The organism is Aureispira sp. CCB-QB1 (assembly GCF_000724545.1).
GTDB lineage: Bacteria > Bacteroidota > Bacteroidia > Chitinophagales > Saprospiraceae > Aureispira.
Genome location: NZ_JHBV01000003.1, coordinates 75856 through 100850, shown reverse-complemented (window position 1 = coordinate 100850; position 24995 = coordinate 75856). Strand labels below are relative to the sequence as shown.

The 24995-nt window shown below is 35.5% G+C and carries 21 protein-coding genes and 1 pseudogene; 6 read left to right on the top strand and 16 right to left on the bottom strand.

The features are described 5' to 3' along the window. Window positions 1-1191, bottom strand: coding sequence for an alpha/beta fold hydrolase (locus CG11_RS29630; RefSeq protein WP_081909418.1), 1191 nt, complete (start codon window positions 1189-1191; stop codon window positions 1-3). Next, window positions 1178-1822, bottom strand: coding sequence for a MarR family winged helix-turn-helix transcriptional regulator (locus tag CG11_RS00740; RefSeq protein WP_052592117.1), 645 nt, complete (start codon window positions 1820-1822; stop codon window positions 1178-1180). Before CG11_RS00740 ends, CG11_RS29630 begins: the two co-directional genes overlap by 14 nt. A 238-nt stretch (window positions 1823-2060) precedes the next feature. Between CG11_RS00740 and CG11_RS00735 the strand changes: the two genes are divergently transcribed. Beyond that, on the top strand, window positions 2061-4523 hold the full coding sequence (locus tag CG11_RS00735; protein WP_052592114.1) for a TonB-dependent receptor: 2463 nt from the start codon (window positions 2061-2063) through the stop codon (window positions 4521-4523). 296 nt (window positions 4524-4819) lie between these two features. On the opposite strand, the gene CG11_RS00730 is transcribed toward CG11_RS00735, so the two are convergent. Beyond that, window positions 4820-5179, bottom strand: coding sequence for a hypothetical protein (locus CG11_RS00730; protein WP_052592112.1), 360 nt, complete (start codon window positions 5177-5179; stop codon window positions 4820-4822). A 196-nt stretch (window positions 5180-5375) separates the two neighbouring features. Between CG11_RS00730 and CG11_RS00725 the strand changes: the two genes are divergently transcribed. Continuing rightward, complete coding sequence (locus tag CG11_RS00725) at window positions 5376-5705, top strand: hypothetical protein (RefSeq protein WP_052592110.1); 330 nt, start codon at window positions 5376-5378, stop codon at window positions 5703-5705. A gap of 43 nt (window positions 5706-5748) precedes the next feature. Continuing rightward, a complete protein-coding gene (locus tag CG11_RS29140; RefSeq protein WP_081909417.1) occupies window positions 5749-5883 on the top strand; it encodes a DUF1963 domain-containing protein in 135 nt (44 codons plus the stop codon). A gap of 87 nt (window positions 5884-5970) precedes the next feature. Here CG11_RS29140 and CG11_RS00720 read toward each other — a convergent pair whose 3' ends face one another. Further along, window positions 5971-7683, bottom strand: coding sequence for an NAD(P)/FAD-dependent oxidoreductase (locus CG11_RS00720; RefSeq protein WP_052592108.1), 1713 nt, complete (start codon window positions 7681-7683; stop codon window positions 5971-5973). A 597-nt stretch (window positions 7684-8280) separates the two neighbouring features. Here CG11_RS00720 and CG11_RS00715 point away from each other — a divergent pair. After that, on the top strand, window positions 8281-11157 hold the full coding sequence (locus CG11_RS00715; protein WP_052592107.1) for a CocE/NonD family hydrolase: 2877 nt from the start codon (window positions 8281-8283) through the stop codon (window positions 11155-11157). A gap of 69 nt (window positions 11158-11226) precedes the next feature. Here the strand turns inward: CG11_RS00715 and CG11_RS00710 are convergent. Next, window positions 11227-12102: pseudogene (locus tag CG11_RS00710) on the bottom strand (ADP-ribosylglycohydrolase family protein); the annotation flags it as partial. 304 nt (window positions 12103-12406) lie between these two features. Then, complete coding sequence (locus CG11_RS00705; protein ID WP_052592103.1) at window positions 12407-12997, bottom strand: GrpB family protein; 591 nt, start codon at window positions 12995-12997, stop codon at window positions 12407-12409. 202 nt (window positions 12998-13199) lie between these two features. Between CG11_RS00705 and CG11_RS00700 the strand changes: the two genes are divergently transcribed. Continuing rightward, window positions 13200-13880, top strand: a complete 681-nt coding sequence (locus CG11_RS00700) for an alpha/beta fold hydrolase (RefSeq protein WP_052592101.1) — start codon at window positions 13200-13202, stop codon at window positions 13878-13880. A 36-nt stretch (window positions 13881-13916) separates the two neighbouring features. Here CG11_RS00700 and CG11_RS00695 read toward each other — a convergent pair whose 3' ends face one another. Together CG11_RS00695 and CG11_RS00690 are read right to left on the bottom strand one after the other, a co-directional pair. Then, entirely contained in the window at window positions 13917-14669 is a 753-nt protein-coding gene (locus CG11_RS00695) for a hypothetical protein (protein WP_052592099.1), read from the bottom strand. Window positions 14670-14681: 12 nt separating this feature from the next. Then, a complete protein-coding gene (locus CG11_RS00690; protein ID WP_052592098.1) occupies window positions 14682-16289 on the bottom strand; it encodes an FMN-binding glutamate synthase family protein in 1608 nt (535 codons plus the stop codon). 249 nt (window positions 16290-16538) lie between these two features. On the opposite strand from CG11_RS00690, the gene CG11_RS00685 reads away from it, so the two are divergent. Beyond that, window positions 16539-17765 carry a hypothetical protein gene (locus tag CG11_RS00685; protein WP_156039611.1) on the top strand — a complete coding sequence of 409 codons (1227 nt, stop codon included), beginning with the start codon at window positions 16539-16541 and terminating at the stop codon, window positions 17763-17765. Between the two features lie 2 nt (window positions 17766-17767). On the opposite strand, the gene CG11_RS00680 is transcribed toward CG11_RS00685, so the two are convergent. The 8 genes from CG11_RS00680 to CG11_RS00645 all read right to left on the bottom strand — a co-directional run bounded on the left by CG11_RS00680 (window position 17768) and on the right by CG11_RS00645 (window position 24936). Next, the gene (locus CG11_RS00680; RefSeq protein ID WP_052592095.1) at window positions 17768-18628 is read right to left on the bottom strand and encodes a hypothetical protein; all 861 of its coding nucleotides are present in this window, start codon (window positions 18626-18628) and stop codon (window positions 17768-17770) included. A 31-nt stretch (window positions 18629-18659) separates the two neighbouring features. Beyond that, window positions 18660-19397, bottom strand: a complete 738-nt coding sequence (locus CG11_RS00675; protein ID WP_156039610.1) for a hypothetical protein — start codon at window positions 19395-19397, stop codon at window positions 18660-18662. Window positions 19398-19542: 145 nt separating this feature from the next. Next, on the bottom strand, window positions 19543-19863 hold the full coding sequence (locus CG11_RS00670; protein ID WP_052592091.1) for a helix-turn-helix transcriptional regulator: 321 nt from the start codon (window positions 19861-19863) through the stop codon (window positions 19543-19545). Window positions 19864-20162: 299 nt separating this feature from the next. Beyond that, window positions 20163-22103, bottom strand: coding sequence for an OmpA family protein (locus tag CG11_RS00665; protein ID WP_052592089.1), 1941 nt, complete (start codon window positions 22101-22103; stop codon window positions 20163-20165). 293 nt (window positions 22104-22396) lie between these two features. After that, window positions 22397-22951, bottom strand: coding sequence for a cob(I)yrinic acid a,c-diamide adenosyltransferase (locus CG11_RS00660; RefSeq protein WP_052592087.1), 555 nt, complete (start codon window positions 22949-22951; stop codon window positions 22397-22399). 201 nt (window positions 22952-23152) lie between these two features. Next, window positions 23153-23818 carry a deoxynucleoside kinase gene (locus CG11_RS00655; protein ID WP_052592085.1) on the bottom strand — a complete coding sequence of 222 codons (666 nt, stop codon included), beginning with the start codon at window positions 23816-23818 and terminating at the stop codon, window positions 23153-23155. A 5-nt stretch (window positions 23819-23823) separates the two neighbouring features. Next, on the bottom strand, window positions 23824-24315 hold the full coding sequence (folK, locus tag CG11_RS00650; protein ID WP_052592083.1) for a 2-amino-4-hydroxy-6-hydroxymethyldihydropteridine diphosphokinase: 492 nt from the start codon (window positions 24313-24315) through the stop codon (window positions 23824-23826). After that, complete coding sequence (locus CG11_RS00645) at window positions 24316-24936, bottom strand: NUDIX hydrolase (RefSeq protein WP_052592081.1); 621 nt, start codon at window positions 24934-24936, stop codon at window positions 24316-24318. Between the last annotated feature and the right edge of the window lie 59 nt (window positions 24937-24995).

The window sequence follows — 24995 nt, the reverse complement described above, 5'->3', positions numbered from 1 at the left end:
TTAATCAAAAAAAGAGACTACCTTTTGGCTAAAAGTTTTCACATCTACTTGTTCTATTGGATGCTTAACTCCCTCTAATAATTTAAACGTCCCGTTGGGTAAAGTATTGGCAACCGCTCTAGTCTCTTCTTCACTAACCATTCTATCTTTTGAACCGACTGTTAATAAAACCCTATGCTGAATTTTTTGAAAATCTTCTGTAGACAACTTTGCACCATTGCCCAAAGCTAACATCATTGCAGCTGTTTTGCTTAAATGAACCTTCCAATCTAAGGGAGCATGTCGTTCTTTCAATGTTTCTGCAAAAGCAGGAACTTTCTTTTCTATCACAACTGGATCAAGCATTTTTACTTCTTTAGAAGCACTTTCTGCCGACCAAGCAAATTTTGTTGCTAACGTAAAAATCCTAAAAACTTTGCTAGGATGTTTCAGAGCTAGATTCAAAGCCACATAGCCCCCCATTGAATATCCTAAGATATCAATCTGCGCAATTTTATTTTTATTGAGGTACTCCAACACATTTTCTGTGAAACAATCAATAGAAAAATTTGCTGCTTCTGTCGCTCTTCCTCCATGTCCTTCAAAATTAAGTGTATGTACCTCAAAATAAGGTTCCAATGCCTGTTTCAAGGGGCTTAATTGCTCAGCACTCCCTAGTGCTCCATGTAGTAACAATAGTTTCTGATTCATTTTGCGTTGAATTTCAAATACGATTCTTGCGGAATAGTTTTCTTTTATAGTATGAATTGCTTGCTCATAAAAATTGCGACGTTCTTCTAATTTTTGCTCAATAAAAAGACGCAATGCCACGCTATCTTTGCCCTTTAGCAAAGGTCTTTTGTCTTGTTCGCCAATCAAACGTTCTACCAATACATCAATCGGCGGATCCAAAAAGAAACTGCATCCCGTTTGATTGATCCAAGGCATATTACCCGAAAAACAAGGCGTTCCCCCTCCCAAAGCAATGACTGCTCTAGCCGATTCTAACTGCCGTAAACACACTGTTTCTACCTGCCGAAAGTAAGCTTCCCCTTTCTGTTCAAAAATATCAGTGATTGTACATCCCTCTTCGGACTCAATAAAGGCATCTAAATCTATCAATGGCACGTCTAATACCTCTGACAGTATTTTGCCAATATGCGATTTTCCAGAGCCCATAAAACCCAGCAAATATATATTATGTTTCAACATAGTCCTCTACAATTATCTCCAAAGGAGCGTCTTTTTCATTGTGAAAAATAGGATTATGAAAATAGTTCAATTTATTCAATAGTTCAAACAATTGCTGTTTTTCTATATCCGTCAACTCTCCTGTCGCTATTGCACCTATTTGTTGTAATATAGGCAAGGCACTAAAAAAAACCTCCTGACCTTTTGCAGTAATTTTCACTCGTTTGGCCCGTTTATCCTCTGGATCAGGAAAAGACTCAATCAATTCATTCCGCTCTAACCTACGAATAACTTCCATTCCTGAAGTAAATTCACTAGTATTTTTTTGAATTAATTTATTCTTTCGTAAATCTCCAAAAGTAGCTAGCGTTGCCAAAAAACCAAAATCTTCCGATGTTTGTAAAAGTGAATTCTTAAATCCCTTTTTATAGTAAAATCGAGTGTATTTATACATTAATGCAATCAATTGACAAATTTGAGCATTAATATTTCCCTGCAATGGTACCGACTTTAATCTTTTGCTCCCCACACTTTCATCTAAGATTGGAGTTCCTTGCATCCAACTAATAAAGTCTTTTACCGTCTCTCCATCTCCTTTCTTTTCAAATTGCTCTAAATAAGGAAGTATTTCTATCAATAATTTGTATTTCATCCACTAAGCTGTTTAAATAATTTTCTATTGACAATTATTTTTTATTAAAAATATCTCAAAATAAAAAGCAAAAACACCACTGTATATCAAACATTTAAATCACAAAACAGTTTGCTTTTCTTGTCATTTAGAAAAAAATAAGCTGTAAAATAAACTTTTTTTTCTTGGATATTAAACCTAATTACATTTACTATGTTATCACAATATTATTAACAATATTACAACAAAAAAATATCAAATGAGTTCTAATTGTCTACAAAAGTCCTTCCTTTTTGTATTTGTGCTTTTTATTCCCCACTTTTTTTGGGCACAAACAGGAATTATCAAAGGAAAAGTCCTTGAAGCCGCCAACAATCAACCCATTCCTTTTGCCAATGTATTCATCGAAGGAACAACCATAGGCGTTACAACAGATATTGATGGAAATTATGAATTGAATCAACTAGAACCTGGATTGTATACCGTTAATGCTACCTTTTTAGGATTTAAGACCGAAGCCAAACGAGAAATACAGGTTACCAATTCAAAACCTGCTATTGTAGACTTTGCATTGGAAGAAGATACTGAAAAAATAGACGAGGTTGTTGTGAAAGCATCGCCATTTAAGCAACCAGCAGATGCCCCTGTATCCCTACAAACAATCGGAACAGCAGAAATTCAACGAAATCCAGGAGGCAATAGGGATATATCAAAGGTTATACGTTCTTTGCCAGGAGTCACGAGCGCTTCTAGTTTTAGAAACGATTTATTGATTCGTGGTGGTGGTCCTAGTGAGAACCGTTTTTTCTTGGACGATGTTGAAGTGCCCAACATCAATCATTTTGCCACACAAGGTTCTTCTGGAGGTCCTAATGGTTTGATTAATGTGGACTTTATTCGTGAGGTAGACTTTTACAGTAGTGCTTTTCCTGCTAATCGAGGCAATTCCATGAGCTCTGTCTTTAATTTCAAACAAAAAAATGGTCGTGATGACCGCTTGGGGTTTACAGCAACCGTTGGTTCTAGTGATTTAGCCGCAACTTTGGAAGGTCCCATTGGAGATAAGACAACATTTATCTTTTCCATTCGCCAATCGTATCTACAATTCTTATTTCAGGCATTAGATTTACCATTTTTGCCCATTTATAATGATTTTCAATTTAAGTTTAGAACTCGTTTTGATGATAAAAATGAGCTTTATTTTGTAGGCTTAGGTGCTTGTGATCGCTTCAAGTTGAATTTAAATGCTAACAAAACAGAGGCACAACGTTTTCAATTGGAACGACTACCTGTCTATTTTCAATGGAATTATACAATTGGAGCGGTATACAAACATTATATGGAAAAAGGCTATTTTACAGCCGTTGTTAGTAGAAGTATGCTGAACAATGATATTTACAAGCATGTTGATAATGATGAAAGTCAAAAAAGGATTATTGACTATACTTCTCAAGAAGCAGAAAATAAAGTACGTCTAGAACATCGTGTTAATCTACCAAAGGGTTTCATTTTAAACTATGGTGTTGGATATGAATACGCCCGATATACTAACTTGACTAAGATTGATGCTACGACTTATCAAGAAATAAGAACCGACCTAAGAATGAATAAATACGCTGCATTTGGACAGCTAAGTAAAAAATTCTTTTCTGATAGGCTTGTCTTATCAACAGGAGTTCGATTGGATGGAAATGATTACAATGAAAATATGATGAATCCTTTTAATCAAGTCTCTCCAAGATTCTCTGCTTCTTTTGCGATTATGAAAGGTCTAACCATCAATGCCAATACAGGGCTTTATTATCAACTACCTTCTTACACCACATTGGGCTACCAAGAAGATAATGAATTTGTGAATCGAGATCGACTACAATATACTCGCTCTTTTCACCTTGTAGGAGGACTTGCATATGTGACAGAAAGTAGCACTAAGTTTAGTTTGGAAGGCTATTATAAATTATATGATAATTATCCTTTTTTAATTGAAGATCAGGTTTCTTTAGCAAATTTTGGCGCTGATTTTGGCGTCATTGGCGATGCTCCAATCTCTTCTACTGGAAAAGGGCGAACATATGGTTTAGAATTGTTGGTTCAACAGCGCTTGTACAAAGGATTTTATGGCATTCTAGCTTATACGTTGGGATGGTCTGAATATACTGATGGCAGTGGGCAATTCGTTCCCTCAGCTTGGGATAGCCGCCATATTGTTAACTTAACCTTAGGTAAGTCATTTAAAACCATGAATCAAGCCATTCGTGATAAAATCAACGCCAAACGAGCAGCCAAAGGCAAAGCCGTTTTAACCAGAAAAGTTGTTGCTCAAACATTAGAAATTGGAACTAATCTTCGTTTTCAAACAGGACTACCTTATACACCATACGATGTAGAACAATCAGCATTGGTGACCAATTGGAATCGTTTTCGTCAAGGTATTTTAGATTATGACCAACTCAATTCTCAGCGATTGGGTGCCAACTACAGTCTTGATTTTAGAATTGATTACAAATGGTTCTTTCCAAAGTGGAGCTTCAATTTATACCTTGATCTACAAAACATTCCTGGAGTTGTCACAGAAAATGCTTCCTTGGTTTTGGATAGAGATGCTGATGGAAATCCTCAAATCGAAAATCCTGGGGGACAAAATCAATCTTATAAGTTAAAAACGTTGGACGCAGGCAGAGGCACAGTTATTCCGACCATAGGCATTATTGTACAGTATTAATACTATTTATAACTTACACTACTCCGTTGAAAAATCGTATTAGTCTAGCTGCGCTGCTACTACGTGGTATTGCATGAGTGCTTCGCAGTTGATTAGCAGCAAGATACTTTTTTATATTTTCACTTCGTAAGTCTACGGGTTCTTAGAAAAACTAAAAAACTAAGCTTGCGCCCTTACGACCGCAGGGAGCTACCACGAAGTAGCACCGCAGGTAATCAACGGAGTATTAAACTTATTGATATAAAAACATAAAAGCTGCTTTTTATAAGTGGCTTTTTTTCTAAATAAACGCTGCATCATCTAGGCTTGGGATACACAATCACCTTGGGAGGATTAAAAGTTTTCAAATCCATTTCTTTTAAAATTCGATACATTGAAATGCCATATAGACACTTCCCTTGATGAATTTTTCCTACTATCTGATTATTATCCTCTCTCTCAAAAAGAAAAAATGTATCTTCCTTTATTTTCCAAGTACCGCATTGAGTTCCTATTGTTCGGAGACAAAATGTAGAATCTGGATACATTTCAAATTGATAGGAAATAATACTACTATTATAATAACCCGCCATAGATGCCTTTTTTTTCTCTGAAAAAAGCAAACAACTCCCTAGAAGGCTGCTCATTAAAACGACTATACCTATGCTTCTTTTCATTTATTTTTTAAATGTTTCTTAATTCCCTCCCTCTACCTAACAACAATAACAACTGCTTTTACACCAATACGGAACGTTTTCTTCAAAGTAGCTGTTATCGATAAAAAAAAATTATGGAAATAATAATAGAGCTGGTGGTTGCCTTTTTAAGTTTTTTAACGGATGTAATTCTAAAATTAATTGGTGTCAAAAAATAATGGGAGAAATTGTTATAGAAATTATCGGTCAATTTGTCTTAGAATTATTTTTTGCGGTCGGTGGTCTCCTATTGGACTTGTTGTTAATAATAACAAATGTTCGTATTTCATGGGGACATTGTTATAATAAGCATCCACTTGCTTCTATCCTTACTATAATTCTCTGTATTTTATTTCCAGTCCATATTTGTAACTGGGGGTTCACCAATGGATTATTTGTATATTTAGGTATTTTAGTATGCACATTTATTGTTGTTTATTTATCAAATGTTAATGTAAAAAAAACGCTTAATAAATCCAATATTTTGGACGATGAGTTTTTGAGCTAACAATCACCAAACTTCTCAATACCCTAGACCTGATGAAACTTGGATATCATTGTTAAATCTTGCATCAATTCAAGAATTGGATTGGTGTTGGCACGATGGAGATTTTTTAATGTTATTTATTGAAAAAGAAAAACTTGCTAAAGGAGACTTTTCGAATATCCAGTCTGATGCAGGATAAGGTATATTTCTCATTCACTTTCTTTTATTAACGTCCGTTTAAACAAAAAAGGCTACCCATCAAAAGACAAGTAGCGCTTAAAAAAATTTAATCCTTTTTATTTCTTTTTTCTTTTTGCTCTTCGGCAGGCGTTTTGCGCTGCACCCAAGAATTGTCGTATGCTTCAAAGGCTCCTGTTTCATGAGCTTTCTTGTGATCTATTTTCCCATCTGCGTATTGGGCAAAGGCTTTAAATGCCTCTGTTTTTTGAGTTTTCAAAACAATCAAAGCTGCATTGGCAGCAGATTTAACAGCAATAGGTACACCGCCACCTAAATCCGCCCAGTGTCCACCCAAAATTAAGTTTTTGACAGGCGTTTGATAATGCGCAATTTTTGCTTCCATATTCGCCCTTCCTGGACGTGCTCCCATGATCGATCCTCCCCGATTATAACTATACCTCCAGTGTGTAATAGGAGAAGCTACATCCATAAACATAATATGGCTGCGCAAATCGACCTTTAGACGTTCTTCTATACGGTCTAAGATAATATTCGCAAATTCCTCTTTTATTTTATAATAAGCGTCTGTACGAACATAGTTTCCAGTAGCGTCTACTTCACACCCCCAATAATTCTTATAATCAATATAAGCAGAAGAATATACTGTTAGAGTACCTTTCCCTTCTGGTGCCAAGCTTTTATCTCTCAAACTAGGCGGAATAATAGAAATAGCAGTTTTGTAAGGATCTCCTGAATCGTGCTCTGCCCTGCTAATTCCTTCCGCTTGAATCATAATTAACTCTTCGGTAAATCCTAAATCCTCTGTCGGGCAATCTAATGCTAAAGAAATAGCCACTGCCGAACTATATAATTCAGCTGACTTTAGATTATCTTTCAAACTTTGAGGAATTAAATCGGTCGGTAGTAAGCGTTCGTAAAGCATTTCCACATCACAAGCGGCAATTACCTGTTTGCTTTTAACCGTATGTACTTTTCCTTTTCTCTCAAATACAACCCCCTTACAGACATTGTCTTCCAACAAGATACTTTGAACCGTAGCACCATATACGATATCGTTTCTATAAAACTCCGTTACGTGCGTCAACCACTCTATAAATACTTGGCTTCCGCCTTGAGGTGGTAATTGATAATCTCCAATATAAGCCCAAGCAATTGGAAACAAACAAGACAACAAATCATGCTCCGAAGCCCAATAGCGGTGCAATTCAGGGTCTTTAAAGAACAAATTCAGCCCTTTTGTAACGCCCTCTTCTCCATGATACCAAATGTAGCGAATGAGTGGGCGGATGAAATTCAGTTTTTTCATTCCATTAGACACCTTATCCAAAACAGACATGGTTTCTGCTGCTCTAAAATTTTCTGCATACAAATCCCAAGTACGTGCTATTTTTTTTGCAGCTCCAAAGAACTTTTCTATACCAGCCTTTTCGTGTGGAAAATCTTTGATCAACTGCGCTTTTAAGTCTTCGGGATTACTAGTTAATACATAATCCAAATGCTCTGCCTTGTTTCTGTAGATTCGATCCAAAGGTTTTGGTTTAGGGCGATCTTCTCCTATAAATTGAAACACTCTGGTTACAATTCCTTTTTCACCACATTGATTCAACCAATGAATAGCAGAATCAAACCGAAAGTTTTTTCGTCTAAATCCTGCCAAATATCCTCCCGCATGAGGTTCTTTTTCTACGACACAAACAGACAAGCCCGAACGGCTTAACAAAGCAGCCGCAGTCATTCCTGCGATTCCTGCACCAATAATGACGACATCATACGCTGATTTTGCCACAATTTCACTCATTCCTTATTTTATTTTCAATGAATAAAGCAACTTTACAATATTTCGTTACAAAATCTTATCCATTTAATTATCAACAAAATAACCTTCAAGCATTTAAAGAATTAAAAACATGACAATCAAACCGAGATAAAGAAAAAAGCTATGCTGCCAGTACTAGCCTTTAGTGTACACTTACATGACTTAGCATATGGTTTCTATCATTTTTTTAACGACTACTTTCTCTATTCATTATTGTTTATATTTTAAGAGCATGTAGATTTATACTCTTCTAAAACCGCCCTTTGTTTTTGGGGAGAACAAAGCTAACAAATAATTCAGATATACAGAATTATTTGTTCGAACACCTTTATTGTTAGTTTCTATCAAAAATAAAAAGCATACTAAAGTTTTATAAGATCAATAGGCTAACATACAACCATCTATAAAACTCAATTTGCAGTATCTTTGAACAATGCTCCCTCTATCTACTCCTTCACAACTAAAAGCATTTTTATCCTTTTCCTCTCTCATCAATAATTCTAACTACTTTTTTTTAGCAAAAAAAATGCTTATATTCATCCGTTATTTTTTATTCAACTGAACAGACTACTTAACAATATGCTATTAAAAATTCCCCCACTTTTATTGTCCCTTTTAATCAATACTTTTTTTTTCATTTCTGCTTATGGTCAAAACAACAATGGTCGACTAGATCAAATCGAAGAGCTAGGCACCAAACTATCGGTTCCGATTAGAGCTCCAGGAGACGTGCATATTGCTACCGATTTATTTTTACCAATTACAAGTGATAGCTTGGTCATTAATACCAATATTTTAGGACAAAACATTAATTTAGAATTAATTCCAAAAGGAACACAAATCGTAGTATATCCCGAAATTATGGATAGCTCAGGAAATTGGATTCCTAATCCTAATCCATATCAACTTCCTATCGTTCTGACTAGAACACCTTATGGCAAAGATGGTTTGGGAGGCATTGGCAATATTATTCCCATTTTAGGCTATGCTTACGCCAATCAAGATGTACGAGGTAGAGGTGAATCCGAAGGCGTTTATCTGCCTCTTTATAGTGACAGTTGGCAAAAAGCTCCCTATCACAACTACAATCATTTATTAGACATTAGCAACTCTACAGATTCTACCAATGGTCGTTTCCATGAAGATGGCTGGACTGTTTATAAATACTTGTTGAACGACCTAAAAAAAGATTTTGATTTAGATGGAGATGGAATTGCCGAAACGAATGCTACTATTTGTAATGGTACCATTGGACTCTTTGGCGCGTCAGCCTTTTCTATTCCTCATTTTCAACTGATGGCATCCAACTACATTGATCCATCTCCCAATCTACCAGGCTTAAAGGGCAATGTTGCTTTAATTGCTACAGGTGAACATTACAATACAACAGGCTACCATAATGGTGTTTTCAGACAAGGTCTAGTCAGTAAATGGCTAGAAAAAGAAATGGAATCTATAGAAGACTCTATTGGAACAGACAATTCACTATCCAATGCCTTGCATACCCCTTTTGATTTTGGCTTACCCACCAAAGCAGATGTTCTTTATGCAACTGTTGACCATTATACTGCATACAAATACCCGAACTCCTCCATTGCCAATGGCTACCCCAACTCTATTGGGCGGACTGAAATGGACATTAGCTATGCTCCTGTGGATATAAATGGAAAAGGAGATCCTAACGGAACTTTTTCTAGATATACCAATATGAATGTTCCTACTTACCACTTAACAGGTTGGTACGACTTATTTGTAGATGGGCAAATCAAAACTTGGAAAAATCTACGTACACACACCTCTACTCAACAAAAAATTGTCATTGGTCCTTGGGCACATACCTCTCTTACGATGAATCAATCTGGCGACTTAGTTTATCCCAAACAAGCTGCTGATTTACTTGGTTTTGACGGCTCTGGACTGGATTTAGGAAATTTAGCAACAATAGACTTTAGTAAAATACTGGGAACAGAACCTATCGAGTTTATGCGTTACACACTTAGTAGCAATGGTTACCTCAAATTGGGCGACCCAGTGATTCGAATTCCTGAAAGTAACACATGGCAAGGCAATAATTTAAAAGTTAGAATTCCCTCTCAAAACTACGATTTGAGTCTTATCCAATTGCTCAATTTTATTGCAGGGCAAGGAAGTTTGCCTGATATTCCTGTAGAAGCGCAACTCGGTATTTTACCAGCTGTTAATTTAAACATTCCATTTCCTAATGTAAGCGGCTTATTACCTAACTTGCCCTTTACTCTAAACCAACCCATTGCAGAACCCAAAGATATAGATTTTGATACCATTCCAGATGTTCGCTTCTACGTCATTGGTCCAACCGATAGTTTAGCAGGAAACGAGCGAGCTGGCAACTACTGGTATGCTGCCACAGAATTTCCTCTTAGTCAAGGCATTCATTATACTCCTTTTTATTTGCATCAAAATGGAACCATTGATGGTATTCGCCCCACCACAAATGAAGGAAGCACAACTTATATACACGACCCTAACCACCCTGTTTTAACAGTCGGGGGCGGTAATCTTTTCATCAAAAATCCTGACGGCAGAGATTCTCACGGGCAAATGAACTTGGCTGATTCTTCTGTTATCAACAGAACTTTAAATCATGCGGGAGTTATTCAGTTTGAAACAACTGTCTTGACGGATACTTTTTCTATGATTGGTATCCCTAAAGCCACTATATATGCCCAATCAGAGCCTCAATCTAGCGGTTCTGGCGAAACAGATACAGACTTTTTTATTAGAATTGTAGATGTTTATCCTGATGGCAAGGAGTATTTGGTCATTGAAGGGGCTGTAAATGCTCGGGCAAGAGCGTACGCTAAGTCAATTTATGATAACAACGAAAATCCTAATGCCCTATTCTCAAACATCCAAATCGGTCAAATTTATGCGTATCAATTTAATTTATTACCTATTGCCTACACATTCGGCAAACAGCACAAAATGAAAGTGTTGATTAGCAGCAGCAATTACCCTCGTTATATGGCAAACCCTAATATTCCTTTAGAAAATGGTGATTTCTTTAGAAGAAGACCCAACGATGGTAAAACGTATACCTACCAAAATCAAACCTATAGTGCTAGAGTCGCTGACAACAGCATCCATTTTAGTGATAGTTTGGCTTCTCGATTAGAATTGCCTATATATGGCAAAAATCCTTTTCCTGTTTCTATTGAAAAAATTGTATCGAACTCAGAAAATTTCTTACAATTAAGTCCCAATCCTAGCAAAGACTACTTACAACTTACATTATCCCAACAATGTGATGGTTTGATTTCGGTTTATGATAATCTTGGTCAATTAGTACTCCAAACATCCATTCATTCCAAAATAAAACAATTAGACATTCGAGCCTTAGCTACTGGGGTTTATAGGGTTCAAATAACAGATCATGACACCCAACAAAAACGAATTGGCAGTTTTGTAAAGCGCTAATTTCAAACAACTTCCAAGTTAGAATACTTTAACAAAAACGACTTCCTGTAGATCACGAAGTCGTTTTTGCTATTCATTTTGACCGTTCCAAAAAATACTAGTCTCAAAATCCTCCACTGCACGCACCCACTTTTTAGGAATATTTTCTTCTTTTGAGGATAAAATGGTAATACTTCCTACAATTGCCCCTATGGTATCTCGATCTCCCAAAATAGAAACAGCCTTCCACAAAGCATTCTCAAAATGCTCTAAATTATGTGCAGCACACCAAATTGTAAAAGGAACCGTATCTTGCGTCATAATCTTGCTGCCATTACCTAATATAGTTTTTACCGTATCTATATGATAAGAATAAGGCACGGATAAACTTTTCTTAATTTTGGAGCGCGTGTCTGTATCAGGCAAATGAGCTAGAATCCGATTTATAAATTCATGAGGATTTAAGGATATTTGATGCAACTTGATTTGAGTTGCTAAAGCAGCTCCTAACGCTACAGCTAATGCTCCTGTTTTTGCTTCTATGTTAGCATGCGTGACTTTTGATGCATCAAAAGTTAGCATTTTTATCTTCTCAAAATCATCATAGTAGTAAGCACCAATTGGAGCTACATGCATAGCTGCTCCATTTCCCATAGACCCCATTCCATCAAATACAACCGTTGTGATTTTACGCCAATCTCCCCCTTCGCCTACTTCTCGTAAAATTCGCCTAGCGGTAGCTCCATATCCTCGATTTGGATCTTTATCATGATTTTCTACAAACAACTGAATCAACTCGTTGGGTACAATCGATTCGTGCCGTTTCAACTGCTCAACAATAGCAATTGCCATTACGGTATCATCAGTAAACTCCCAAGTTGTTGTCGGAATTTCTCGTTGCGCTATTTTAGATAATACAAACGCCCTTTCACCAAAAAAGCTTTCACCAAAAGCATCTCCAATCGAAAGTCCTTTTAAGGATTTTTTTTGCCAACTTTAAACGATTCATCCTTGTTATTTTATTTTTTATGGTTCTCCCCAGCCTCATTGCTTCGTGGAAAAATCGCATCAGTTTGATTATCAATAGAGTACACTTTCGTCGCTTGATTTCTTAAAGAATTGATAATCAAACTGATGCAAAGATGCTTTTTTAGTTTTTTACAAAAAAGCTAAAAAAGCCACGAAGTACTACAGCCTATAATTCTCATTAAATTATTACAACAATAACCATAGTACAAATCGTTCACGAATCCCAATCAATTATTCATCTTTAGGTATTTTCAAACCCCAACGATTTCATAATAGTGTTGATAAACCCTGATTTAGCTTGAGCATAATCATTTTCCGATTCCCAGTTCAAAGCCCCTAAATGCAGTTTCAATGCTTCGTAGGCTTGTCTATCTTCAACCTGCTTTCTCAAATGATTTCTAAAGGCTATGTGCCGTGCATAAAAATTAGTGTCTTCATGTACTATGTGGACATGAAACACTCGATCATAAGTTTGACGCAAGGGCATCTTATCTTCAGTACCAATCTCTTTTTGAGACCATTTTTGTAAAGGATTCTTTGATTTGATCTTAATAAAAAAACGACGAAATGGCATAATTCCATTATATTTGGAGACATATATATACCCCAATTTCTTAAAAACAGGAATGCAATCATCTAGTGTTGCCTCTTTGGCTAAACCTAATAAAATATCTATCGTTGGCTTAGCAGACAACTCAGGAACAGAAGTACTTCCAATGTGGGCTATTTTAGACGATATATTTGCTACCTTTAAAGCTCTTAGTATCCTTTGTTCTTCTTTTTGGTAAATTAATTTCCAATAAGGATTATGGGGAACGATTTCGATTTGCATTTGTTAATTTAAAATGAGTAATCTTCAAAAATAATAAATACCATACAGTAGCAGCATCGCTACAACCATCTTATTCTTTAATATTATTTTTTTTGACCACTGACTTAGAATGATAAACAGTAAAACTATCTTTTTTAATTTATTCTTGTTATGTTTCTTCATAACACTTAAAAGTAAAGCTAGTTTTATAAATTCCCAAACAATGCCAGTACAAGAGAAAAAAACAACGGTCTATCTATTATCTGGATTGGGCTTAGACCCAAATGTTTTTAAACATTTAACAATTCATTCAGATGACATTCATCATCTCAAATGGTTAGAACCAAAAAAGAAAGAATCATTAGAGTCCTATGCTTTGAGAATGTCAGAAGGCATCCAGCTTAAAGGAGACAACAAACTTGTCTTAATTGGACATTCCTTCGGAGGTGTGTTGATGCAAGAAATTTCAAAAATTATAACAACAGATCAAATTATTTTGATTTCAAGTATTAAAGCAAAAAAAGAAAAAGATGCAGGAATGAATTTTTGGATGCGTACTTTTCCTCTACACCAATTAGTAACTCAAAAAATGGTCGTTAACAGCTTCAAATCTTGGGGCAAAAAACATGGTTACCAAAGTCAAGAGGCACAAGCTATGTTTCTCCATGCAGCACAGCAACACAGTAGTTATTATTTCCGCTGGGCAACTTCCCAAATTATCGCTTGGGAATCAAAAGATATAACCACCCCAATTGCTCATATTCACGGCACAAAAGACAAAACTTTTGCCTTCAAACGCATTCAACCACCCCTTATAGCAATCGAAGGGGGTAGTCATTTGATGGTTTTTAACAAAGCTGCTGAAGTAAGTCAACACATCAATCATATTCTTGATAAGATGTAATATTCTCAGCAACTCTAACGATAAACAGAATTATATTTAATAGCTTCTAAATGCCCCATTTTTCCAAAACAATTGATGGTGCAATCCTTTTTCTCTTGCTCCCGTTTTAAAATTAAATGTAGGCTGGTAATAATGTATTTGCTTTCTGCGAGCATTGTAAGTTAATTCGACGGGATATTGAGTGGACCCCTCGACACTCCAGTAAGATGTTTTACTATCAAAGCAATGAGCACATTCTAAGAGTTGATTGTGTTCAAGAGAAAAAATGCGAAGTGTCGTGTGTTCTTGCCCAACGCCATGGCTGCCTTTTCCCAAGAATAGATAATACAAATCATTAGAAGGAGTGTCTAACAAATAAATTTCTTGAATAAAAACATCCTTATAATCTCTCTCCCTTTCCTTTCCATCGGACAAAACATGGAAATAAGACTCATTTCGAGCTCCTCTAAACTGAGCAATGGAACAGACTGTTCTGCCATTACCTAAACAGAATGCATCCCAACTAAAAACACGAATTCTCTTATCGGGAGATTCGACTATTTTGATCAACTGTTTTAATCGCAAAAAAGGATAATAATAACTCCCTTCTTGCAACAAAACATACATCAATTGACTTTTTAGTTTCTCACTAAAAATTTGTTGACGCTCTGGGTTTTGTTCTAAGTTCGCCTTTTTTAGAATTCTATAAGTATCTAAAATTTGCTGCTCAACTTGTCCAAAATCTATTTGTGCCTGCAAATCAAGTATTGCAAACAATATTACAATTAGTACAAAACCTATTCGATTCATATTATTAACCTCTTATTCGTCCTCTTCTGTATCTCCTAATAACATCAACATCTCTCGTTTAAACAAATCAGGAATTTCCTCTGTATTCAAACAACAACCAACAGGGATATTGGGATACAATTGATCGTATCGGCGAACCAAACCAACGGTTGTTCGTCTAAATATATGCTTACGTTTGATTTTTGCTGGTTCTGCAATGCCCGCAGCAGCCATCATATCCACAAAAGCGTACAATGTTTTTTTATGGAAATGATAAACACGTTCACTCTTATCATCAACATGCAAACCTTTCATTAACTCTTTGTCCTGCGTAGCGACACCAGTAGGACACTGATTCGAATGGCACTCCAATGCTTGGATACATCCCACCGCCATCATCATAGCTCGAGCACTGTAACAAGCATCTGCTCCCATTGCTAATACTTTGACCATGTCAAATGCTGAAGTAATTCTACCAGCAGCGATAACTCTAATGTCTTTTTTTAGATTAAAGCCTCTCAATGTATCAATGGCAAATGACAATCCTTCTTTCATAGGCATTCCCAAAGAGTCGGAAAACTCGACAGGAGCAGCTCCTGTTCCTCCTTCGCCTCCATCAATGGTAATAAAATCGGGATAAATATTAGTCTTTATCATCGCTTTGCACATATCATAAAACTCTTGTTCGCTTCCTATGCAAAGTTTAAAACCAACGGGCTTCCCTCCTGATAAATCTCTCAATTTTTTGATAAAATGCATCAACCCTTCAGGGCTGCTAAAAGCTTTGTGGTAAGCTGGCGAAATAACATCTTGATGAGGCTCTACACCACGAATTTTTGCAATTTCTTTTGAGTTTTTAATAGCAGGCAAGATACCACCTTTTCCAGGCTTTGCTCCTTGAGATAATTTTAGTTCTATCATTTTGATAGATTCGTAGGCAACCGTTTTTTTATACTTTTCGGCATCAAAAGAACCATCTTCGGCACGAGCACCAAAGTACCCTGTTCCTAACTGCCATATCAAGTCGCCACCTTGCTTGTGATAAGGGCTAACTCCGCCTTCTCCTGTATTGTGTGCAAATCCACCTTTTTTAGCTCCTTTGTTCATTGCCATTACAGCATTAGCACTCAAAGAACCATAACTCATAGCAGAAATATTGTACAAACTTAAATCGTAGGGATGTTGACAATCGGCCCCTCCTACTCGAACTTTAGGATGTCGATTCATTTTGGAGGGATCCAACGGGTAAGCTGAATGCACCATCCATTCGTACCCTTCTTCGTAAACATCAATCTGAGTTCCAAAAGGTACGTTCTCATTGACCTCCTTGGCACGTTGATAAACTAAAGAACGGCGACGGCGACTAAATGGCTTTCCATTTAAATCATTTTCTACAAAGTATTGTTGTATAGCTGGTCGAAAGGATTCCATTACATACCTCAAACGTCCTAATATAGGGTAATTTCGTCGAATAGCATGTTCTTTCTGAAAAACATCATACAAGCCCATTAGTATAAGTGGGGCAAGTACGGCGAATGCCCATAAAGCTTTTGGTGTGTAAAATTGTGCCAACAATAGGACCATCGCAATGGATAAGATCGAAACAACATAGAATTTCAGACGCAGGTTTGGTATTGTCATTGAGGATTTTTTTAGTAAAATAGTCACTAGTATAACTGCAAAAACAGAAAACAGTTTAAATTAATAAAAAAATCTGATTTTTTGACAATGGATTGAATGAAATCCTAGAGCAGTGGCTTTTGTGGTTGTGTATAACCATAATATAACTTGCTTCCCCTTCTAGCAGTCTTAAAAGGAACTTTCTAATGACACCAAACGGTTTATTAAATAATCATTTCTAACACTATTCATTTTTAAACCTAACCCTTCATGAAAAAAAACACTCTTTCAGAACTTAGAATAACAAAGAAACATATCATAAGTGTTATGGTTATGCCCAGCATCATCTTTAGTTTTTTATTTTATCATGGTTTTATAAATCCAACCAAAGATGATAGTAACGACACCTTGTTTATCTATTCTATAATGATAATCTTAATTTTATGGGCTATCACTTATATTTGGAATGCCTTAAAATATAAATTAACTGTCACCGACCAATTTATTCATTTAAAAAGTCTATTCACAGATAAAAAAATATTAGCTGCAAGTGTAGACAACTATAAAACAGATCAGTATGGTTTGCATATTTACATAAAGAACTACTCTGAATCTCCTTGTATTTCAATAACTGCTAATTTAGATAATTCTGAAATACTATATACATGGTTGGCGTATTATTCTAAAAACCTCGAAACAGAAACTTATGTAAGAGCTTATGAAGATGAATTAAAAGAAATTTTGAGTGATAATAAATATGGAAAAAATAAAATAGAAAAAGAAGAGAATATAGCTTCTGTCAATCACTTTGTGAAAATACTAAATAGGTTTGCATTTATTTTATTCATATTGGTCTTTGTAGGTAGTCTAAATCTATTCCCCATCCCCTATATTCTGCTAGATATAAGCATTTTTTTAACCATTTTAATTCCTATCATATTAGTGTACTTCTCTCTGAGATACCAAGGCTTTTTCAGTTTAGATGAAGAACAAAATAAAATATCTCATTTCCCAAGCATATTTGAATCATTAATCAATCCAAGTATATCGCTCAGCACCTATTGGCTTTTGACTGGTTTTTATATCTTTGACATTTCTACTATTTGGATATATGCTTTAGTGATAAGCTTACTTATCACCTTTCCTATATTTTATTCTGCAAGAGATGTTTCGTTTAAAAAGATTGGTGATTACTTTGGTGCATCATTGGCTGTTATTCTCATGCTAGGATATGGGTATGGAACCATAGCTTATCTAAATTTTTATTTTGATAAATCTGAAGCTCAAATATACCCTGTTGAAATATTAAATAAAAGATCAGGGAAAAACAATGACAGTGCAAAGCATATAACATTGGCTCCGTGGTCCACCTACAACAAACCTCAAGAAGTAGAGGTTCTTCAATCTTTTTTTCATAAAATAGAAAAAGGAGATAAAGTAAATATTTACCTAAAGGAAGGCTATCTTGGGATTAAATATTATAGTATCAATACTTAGTTTCATTCTAGCACTGAAGTAGCATGGAAATATTTTAGACTCGATTGATTAACTAGATTAAATACTTCTTTTTCCAAGCCTCTTGCATCATACAATGTCTTTATAATGAAACTATCCCTTTGCTCACTTAAATCTGTATACAAAGCTTTCTTTTGAATTATCAGCTTACTTTTTCCTTGATACCTAAAAGTTTCTTCAATTTTGGGTTTAGAAGAAAGCATTACTCCTTCAAAAGGGTTGTGTAAAACTGTCATATAACGAAAATCTTTTTCTAAGTTCAAATATAAAGTTGTGATTTTTTTGACTCTATTCAATGAATCATACTGATATGCTTTTTTGTAAGCAATACTTTTTACCTCTTTATCTTCGTGCCAATATCCATTTTCTGATAATAGCAAGTTTTCTGATGAGAATATCAAAATAGTAGTATCTGAAAGCGGCATTTCACTCGGGTCCATTGTTTCTAATGATTGTTGGGTCTTGAACCAAATTTGGTGTAGTTTTCTTTCTTTAGGGAAAAAATCATATCTAATGCTAAAAGAGGCTATATAATCTGTTATGAATTCTTTCTTTATAAGAAATCCTAATGAATCATATTTTAAACGAGTACGCCCAGTTGAGGCATTTATATAAATTACGTTTCCTAATGAATCAAATAAATTATATCCAACTTGCAAGGTATTATGCAAAGAGTCCTTGTAACAAACAATCGTTTTCTTGATTTCGTTTTTGATGATAACAGGTTGGTTGGTTACAGGGAAAATTAAATCTGAAATATTAGGCAGATTTTCAGTTTTATTGAGCGTACATCCTTCTAGTATAAAAAGTAGTAAAGTTAAGACTACTATTTTAGTTTTTATCACCTTGTCAATATTTATATTACAGGAGAAATAACTACTTCTTAAACGAGCATTGAACTCCTAGCATCAAACTAACTTGGTCTCCTTTGTATTGAGCATTAAGAATGCCTTCATCATCCAAGGCAGGTGTTTTTCGTTCCCAATAAACCAAAGAGTCATGTATAGAAGTACTTCCCAATGTAAAACCCAACGACAAAGTAATGCTAAAATGTCTTGTGATTTTATACTGAGCAATCAACCCCGCTTCACCAAGTAACAAATACCTAGATTTGAAACTAGCATTGTACTCATATTTAAAGGAAGAACTATTGGTAGGATCTTCTATTTTTTGCTGTTGAAAACGCCACTCATAACGCCCTGTTTCGTGTCGATGCACCAAGAGCGCAATTCCAAGATAAGGATGAATCGATAGTTTTTTGTCAATCGTAAAAATAGTCGTTTTTAGCCGCAGTGGAAATTGTAAAAATTGCCCAGGCAACCATTGCTCTTTGTCCAACCAACTTACTCCATCCAAATGATAGGCATAGTTATTATTCAGTTGATGGGCATATACTCCCATCTCCAAGGCAAGGTAAGGATTGATTTCAAAACCCAAACGAGCTCCACCAATAAAATCTGGGCGATTGACAAAATTAAACTCCCCTTGCGAAGCAAACGTTTGGACAATATCCCATTTCAGACCACATTCCATATTCACATAGAATTGAGCCTCTACTGATTTATGAATAAAAAGTAAAAATAGTATACACAACCAATAATTCCGTAATGGCATATTTTTTATTTTATAAAGTAGAGATTATCCCTCCAATAAGACAATTCTTTATAAGATACAATTAAAAATTCAAGTCTAAAAAAAAACGTTGCAAGCATTCACTTACAACGTTTTAATTTTAACATTTTTATTACATTCTTGGGAACTAGAAACAATTAACACAAGTATCTAAACAAGATAGCAAATTGTTTAAGGCAGGTAGTTTGAGGTAATAATAAACTCGTTGTCCTTCTCTCTTGCTTCCTAAAATTCCTTTCAGTTTCATATTGGACAAATGATGTGAGGTTAGAGACTGCTCACTATTGATTCGTTCGCAAATTTCGTTAACGGATAATCTATCCTCATTGTCTAACAGTTGCAAGATAGATAAACGAATAGGATGTGCTACAGCTTTTAGTATCGAAGCTGCAAATTCTAATTGATCTGGTGATAAAGAGGTTTTCTTCTCTATTTGAACATCTTTCATAAAAGTGAATTAAACGCAGGTTATACCTAAAAATAAAGTAGGTGTTAATTGATGGCAGTTCGGGGGAGTTTTTCTATTTACAAGTAGGTTAATTAATTCCTGCAATATAAGCAACCAACTGATAACTAAACACATAAAAGCATTGAACTCTCTTAAGTAAATGTAAGATCGAACTATTTAATTGATTGATAGCAATGAATTGGTATTCTATATACCTTGAAATACCAATTCAAAACTCCAATAAAGATACTTCTTTTAAATCACTTTTCAAAATATGAAAGACTTATCATAACTATTTTTTAATTAGAAATAATAATCTCTACTCTACGTTTCTGATGCTTTGCAATATCGCCTTGAACAACGCCTCCTCCTTCATATTTAACTTGCGAGGTATCCAAGCCCAAACTAATTAAATAGTCAGAGACCATTTTAGCTCGCTCTATGGATAGAGCAAGATTAAAATCTTGGTTTCCAACATCATCAGCAAAACCAGTTACTTTTAGCTTTATGGTTGTTTTATCTTCAAATTGGTTCACCATCCGTTCCAATTGTTCTTTTTGAATTTCTGTAATATTATACTTTCCAGAATCAAAGTAAACGGAAAGATTTTTACGCACCTTTCGTTTGGGAGGTATTTTTGCTTCTGTCTTGGTCGTGCTTGGAATTAAGAACACTTCTATCTTTTTAGTAGGCTCATCTTTGTTTCTTCTAAAATATTCCGCGCCCACAAAAGTTTGATAATCTGGTTTCATTAAAATATAAGAATAGGAATTTTTATCGGGTAAACAAACAAAAAAGCGACCATGCTCATCCGTTTTAAATTCTTGTTTTGGCGTTCCAGATTTACCTATCTTAACCTTGACATTCTCTACAGGCTCTTTGGTAGCCGCATCATAAACATAAGCATCAACCATGACATTCGCTTTTTCTGGAGCGATTTCGGGGTGCATTGCAATGGTGTAAATATCCAACCCACCTTGTCCGCCTTCTTTTGCGGAAGCATAATAAGCAGTCGTACCATCAGGACTAATGACAATTCCTGCCTCTCTAAATGGCGTATTAACAGCGTGTCCCAAATTTACAGGTTGGGTCCATGTTCCATTTTCTTGTTGAACCGTTCTAAAAATGTCTGCTTCCCCAAAACCAGGATGACCATCAGAAGAAAAATACAAGGTGACCCCATCAGGAGCAATATAAGGCGCTTCCTCATCGCCATCAGTATTAATTGCTTCCATATTAACTGGAGGATCCCAGAGACCATCCTCTGCTAACTTACTCATCCACAAATCTGTTCCCCCTTTTCCTCCCTTTCTATTGGATGCAAAATACATGGTTTTTCCATCACAGCTAATAGCGGGTTGTGAATCCCATTGCTTGCTGTTTAGTCCTTGAGATGGGCGCACTTCATCTACAACTGCAAAGTCGTTTTGAGTATCAAAATCTGCTTCAAATATGTCGCAACCGCCTTCCACATTTTCCCAACCACAAGCAGAAAAATAAATCACTCGACCACAAACCGTCAATTTAGCCATTCCTTCATTTCTAGGAGTATTGATTGCTTTTGATATAGATCTAGCTTGCGACCAATTACCATTCGCAGCAGGCTTACTCATTAAAATATTTTCGCCCCCTCTATTAGAAGTAAAAATTAACCAACGACCATCCCCTGTAAGAGTAGGCAAGTATTCATCCGCAGCAGAGTTAATATTTCCTCCGAGATTAATTGATTCTTCTTTCATCCCACTTACATCAATTTCTCTAGCATAAAGACAACTCCTAATTTCTCTCTCCAAAATCATATCATAAGCAATTTGTACCGTTTGCTCATCGGCTTTATAATCCGCAGAAGCAGCATTTTTATACAAATTAAACAATGCCAATGCTCTGTCATACTTGTAACGTTTCATATACGCCTGCGCACATTCAAAATAAGCTGCTTTGGATAGCGTTGGGGACAACTCAAACAACTTTTCATAAGCAAGAATAGATTCGTCGTAGTTTCTTAATTTGGTATTAACTATACCTAATAAACGATAAGCAATAACAAAATTTTTCTTTTGCTTAATTGCCGATTCCAATGCTACCTTTGCTGGTTCAAATTGCTGTCTATTAATAAGTAATTCCGCATCTTGAATAAGCTCTTTTACATTTTTGGTCTTGGTAGGTGTGTCTCCAGGTTGTGCATCAATCTGAGCACAAAAAAGAATACAAGTAATTGTAACAATGAATACTTTCTTCATAAGTATATAATCGTGAGTTGTTGAGTATCGATCTGTTTTGTAATGTTGTTAAGAGCAATTAAATCAGCACCATAGCTGCAATTCTATTCTCAACTCAAAACCTTGATTGACTTAATAGTATTTTGAGCAAGTTCAACATTCAATGACCTATACAAAAACCTATTGAGTTGAATAAAAACTATTGTACAAAGCAAAACTGCACTTTCCTTAATAACAATTTTTAATCCATTCTGGCTTAATGTTTTGTTAAGGTTTGTTTTTTCCTAAAAAGAAAGTCTTGACTACCTTTTTCTTTATTTCCGAGGTATCCAACAAACTTCTTCGGCATTTAACAAAGCTCCTACATAACGACCTAAGACAAATAAATAATCAGATAGTCGATTTAAATACTGCATGACAACAGGCAAAATGGGTTCATTCTCATTCAATGCAACAGTCATGCGTTCTGCTCTCCTACAAACACATCGAGCAACATGGCAAAAAGATACTGTTGGATGTCCTCCTGGTAAAACGAAATATTTGAGTGTTGGCAGCGTTTCTTGCATTCTATCAATCTCTGATTCTAGATAAGTCACATCTGAGTCGTGCAAATCAGGTGTTTTTAAATTGTTTTTAGATGGATCTGTTGCCAAAATAGCTCCTAAAGTAAATAAACGATCTTGTACCTCTTTTAGTACATCTCTCAATGCTTTATCTTCTAAGTAGTCTCGAATCAGCCCTATATAAGAATTTAATTCATCTACTGTTCCATACGATTCGATTCGAATATGATTTTTGGGCACTCTTGCTCCTCCAAAAAGAGCTGTAGATCCTTTGTCACCTGTTTTTGTATATACTTTAAATGCCATTGTCTTTTGTCATTAAATTTATTAATTGGCTTCTAATTGTTTCTGTTACACAAAAGTACAAACAATGTGCAATTTATAAACAGGATTATCACAAATATTCTAAACTTGCTTTGTAGAATGCGTACTGTTTTTATCAAAAATGAGGTTTGATGCATTGGCATCAAACCTCATTTTTGATAAACTTCCTATAACAATAGCGTTTTATTGTTGATAACTCCAGTGATGCAATCCTTTGGGGTACTCTTTCTCTAACTGATCCACAACAATTTGATAGTGCGAGACATTATTAATAAAATCTAAGCCCTCTACATCCATTATCAAAATGGACAAATCATGCTCTACCAGTCTAAAGAAATCAAAATAAGCTTGCTGAATTTTTAGTAAATAGTTGGCACTAATGTCCTGCTCGTATGCTCTTCCTCTTTTAGAAATATTTGCTAACAGGTCATCCACAGAACGGTGCAAATAAACCAATAAGTGCGGTTTTGGAAAAGAGGCATTAAGTGTATGGAACAACCGCTGAAATAGGCGCAATTCTTCGTTGACTAAGTTTTGGCCTGCAAACAACAGAGTCTTGGAAAAGATATAATCTGAAACGACATACTCTTGAAACAAATTACCTTTCATTAACAAATCTTGTAATTGCTTGTGTCGTTCGGTCATAAAAAACAACTCCACAGGAAATGCATAACGATCAGGATTCTTGTAAAAAAGTGGCAAAAAAGGATTATCTGAAAACTCTTCTAAAATAAGACGGGCGTTCAAATCTTCTGACAGTAATTTACTCAAAGACGTTTTACCCGCTCCAATATTTCCTTCGACAACAATATAATTTCCATTCCTCACTTTTAGAGTACTCTTTGTCATAATAATTAATCTGCAAGTTCTAACAATACAACAGATGCTTTATCTGTGCATGCTTCTAATAGCTCTTGAACATTTTTATTTAAAATTGGATGTACCCAATCTGTTGTCAACTCCGCCAAAGGTTTCAGAACAAAATTACGCTCTTGCAACAATGGATGTGGAATTTCTAGCCCCTCTTCTTTAACTACTAAATCATTAAAGAATAGGATATCAATATCCATTACCCTTGGCTCCCATTTTACAATGCGGGAGCGCCCCATTTTTTGCTCAATAACTTGGCACTTGTGCAACAATATAGCTGGTTCTAATGCTGTTTTCACACAAAGTACTTGGTTATAATAATTTTCTTGTCCTTCAACGCCCCAAGGTTCTGTTTCATAGATATTGGATTCTTTGGCAACAATTCCAATATTGCGACTAATCAGACTGTGTACTAATTCTAGGTTTGCCGCTCGATTTCCCATATTGGTTCCTATGGATAAATATACTGTGTTCATTTATAGTTGGTTCAATACGTCTAATATATTTTTGTAAATTGGTTCCTTGTTCTTAAGTTCTTCAACGGGCATCCAAACCGCCAGGTCAATATCCTCTTCCGTTTGTGGTGTCAATAGGGTTTCGTTTGTTGTCATCTTGTACCAAGTAGACCATTTCAAAATTCGTTTGCCTTTCTTAGTTTTATAGGTATGATAGGTATCACAGACGAAGTTCTCTAGGTTCAGTTTTTGCACTCCCGTTTCTTCTTGGACTTCTCGAATAGCTGTTTCTTCTATAGATTCTCCTTCTTCTTCTTTTCCTTTCGGCAAATCCCAATAGCCCATTCTATGAATAGCCAATACTTCATTTTTTGAGTTAAAAACAACACCGCCTCCCGCTCTATGAATTTTATACATTGTAAAAAAATCTTCCTTCAATTGAGGCAAGTCTTCTGAGACCACAATTATAGAATCGTAGCTTTTGGTACCTTTTTCTAGATTATCAACAATTTGATGTAGTTTTTTTCGACGTTTTAGTGTGTGTTGAACGACCATATCTCTCAATCGTCCTGTTGTATATTGAGGTGCCTCTTCTTTAGAAACTAGCAAAACAGGAATCTCGCCAATATATATTTTGTACATTTGTGTTCTTTTATAACCTTTGATAATTGGTATAATAGTTACAACAACTATCACAGAAA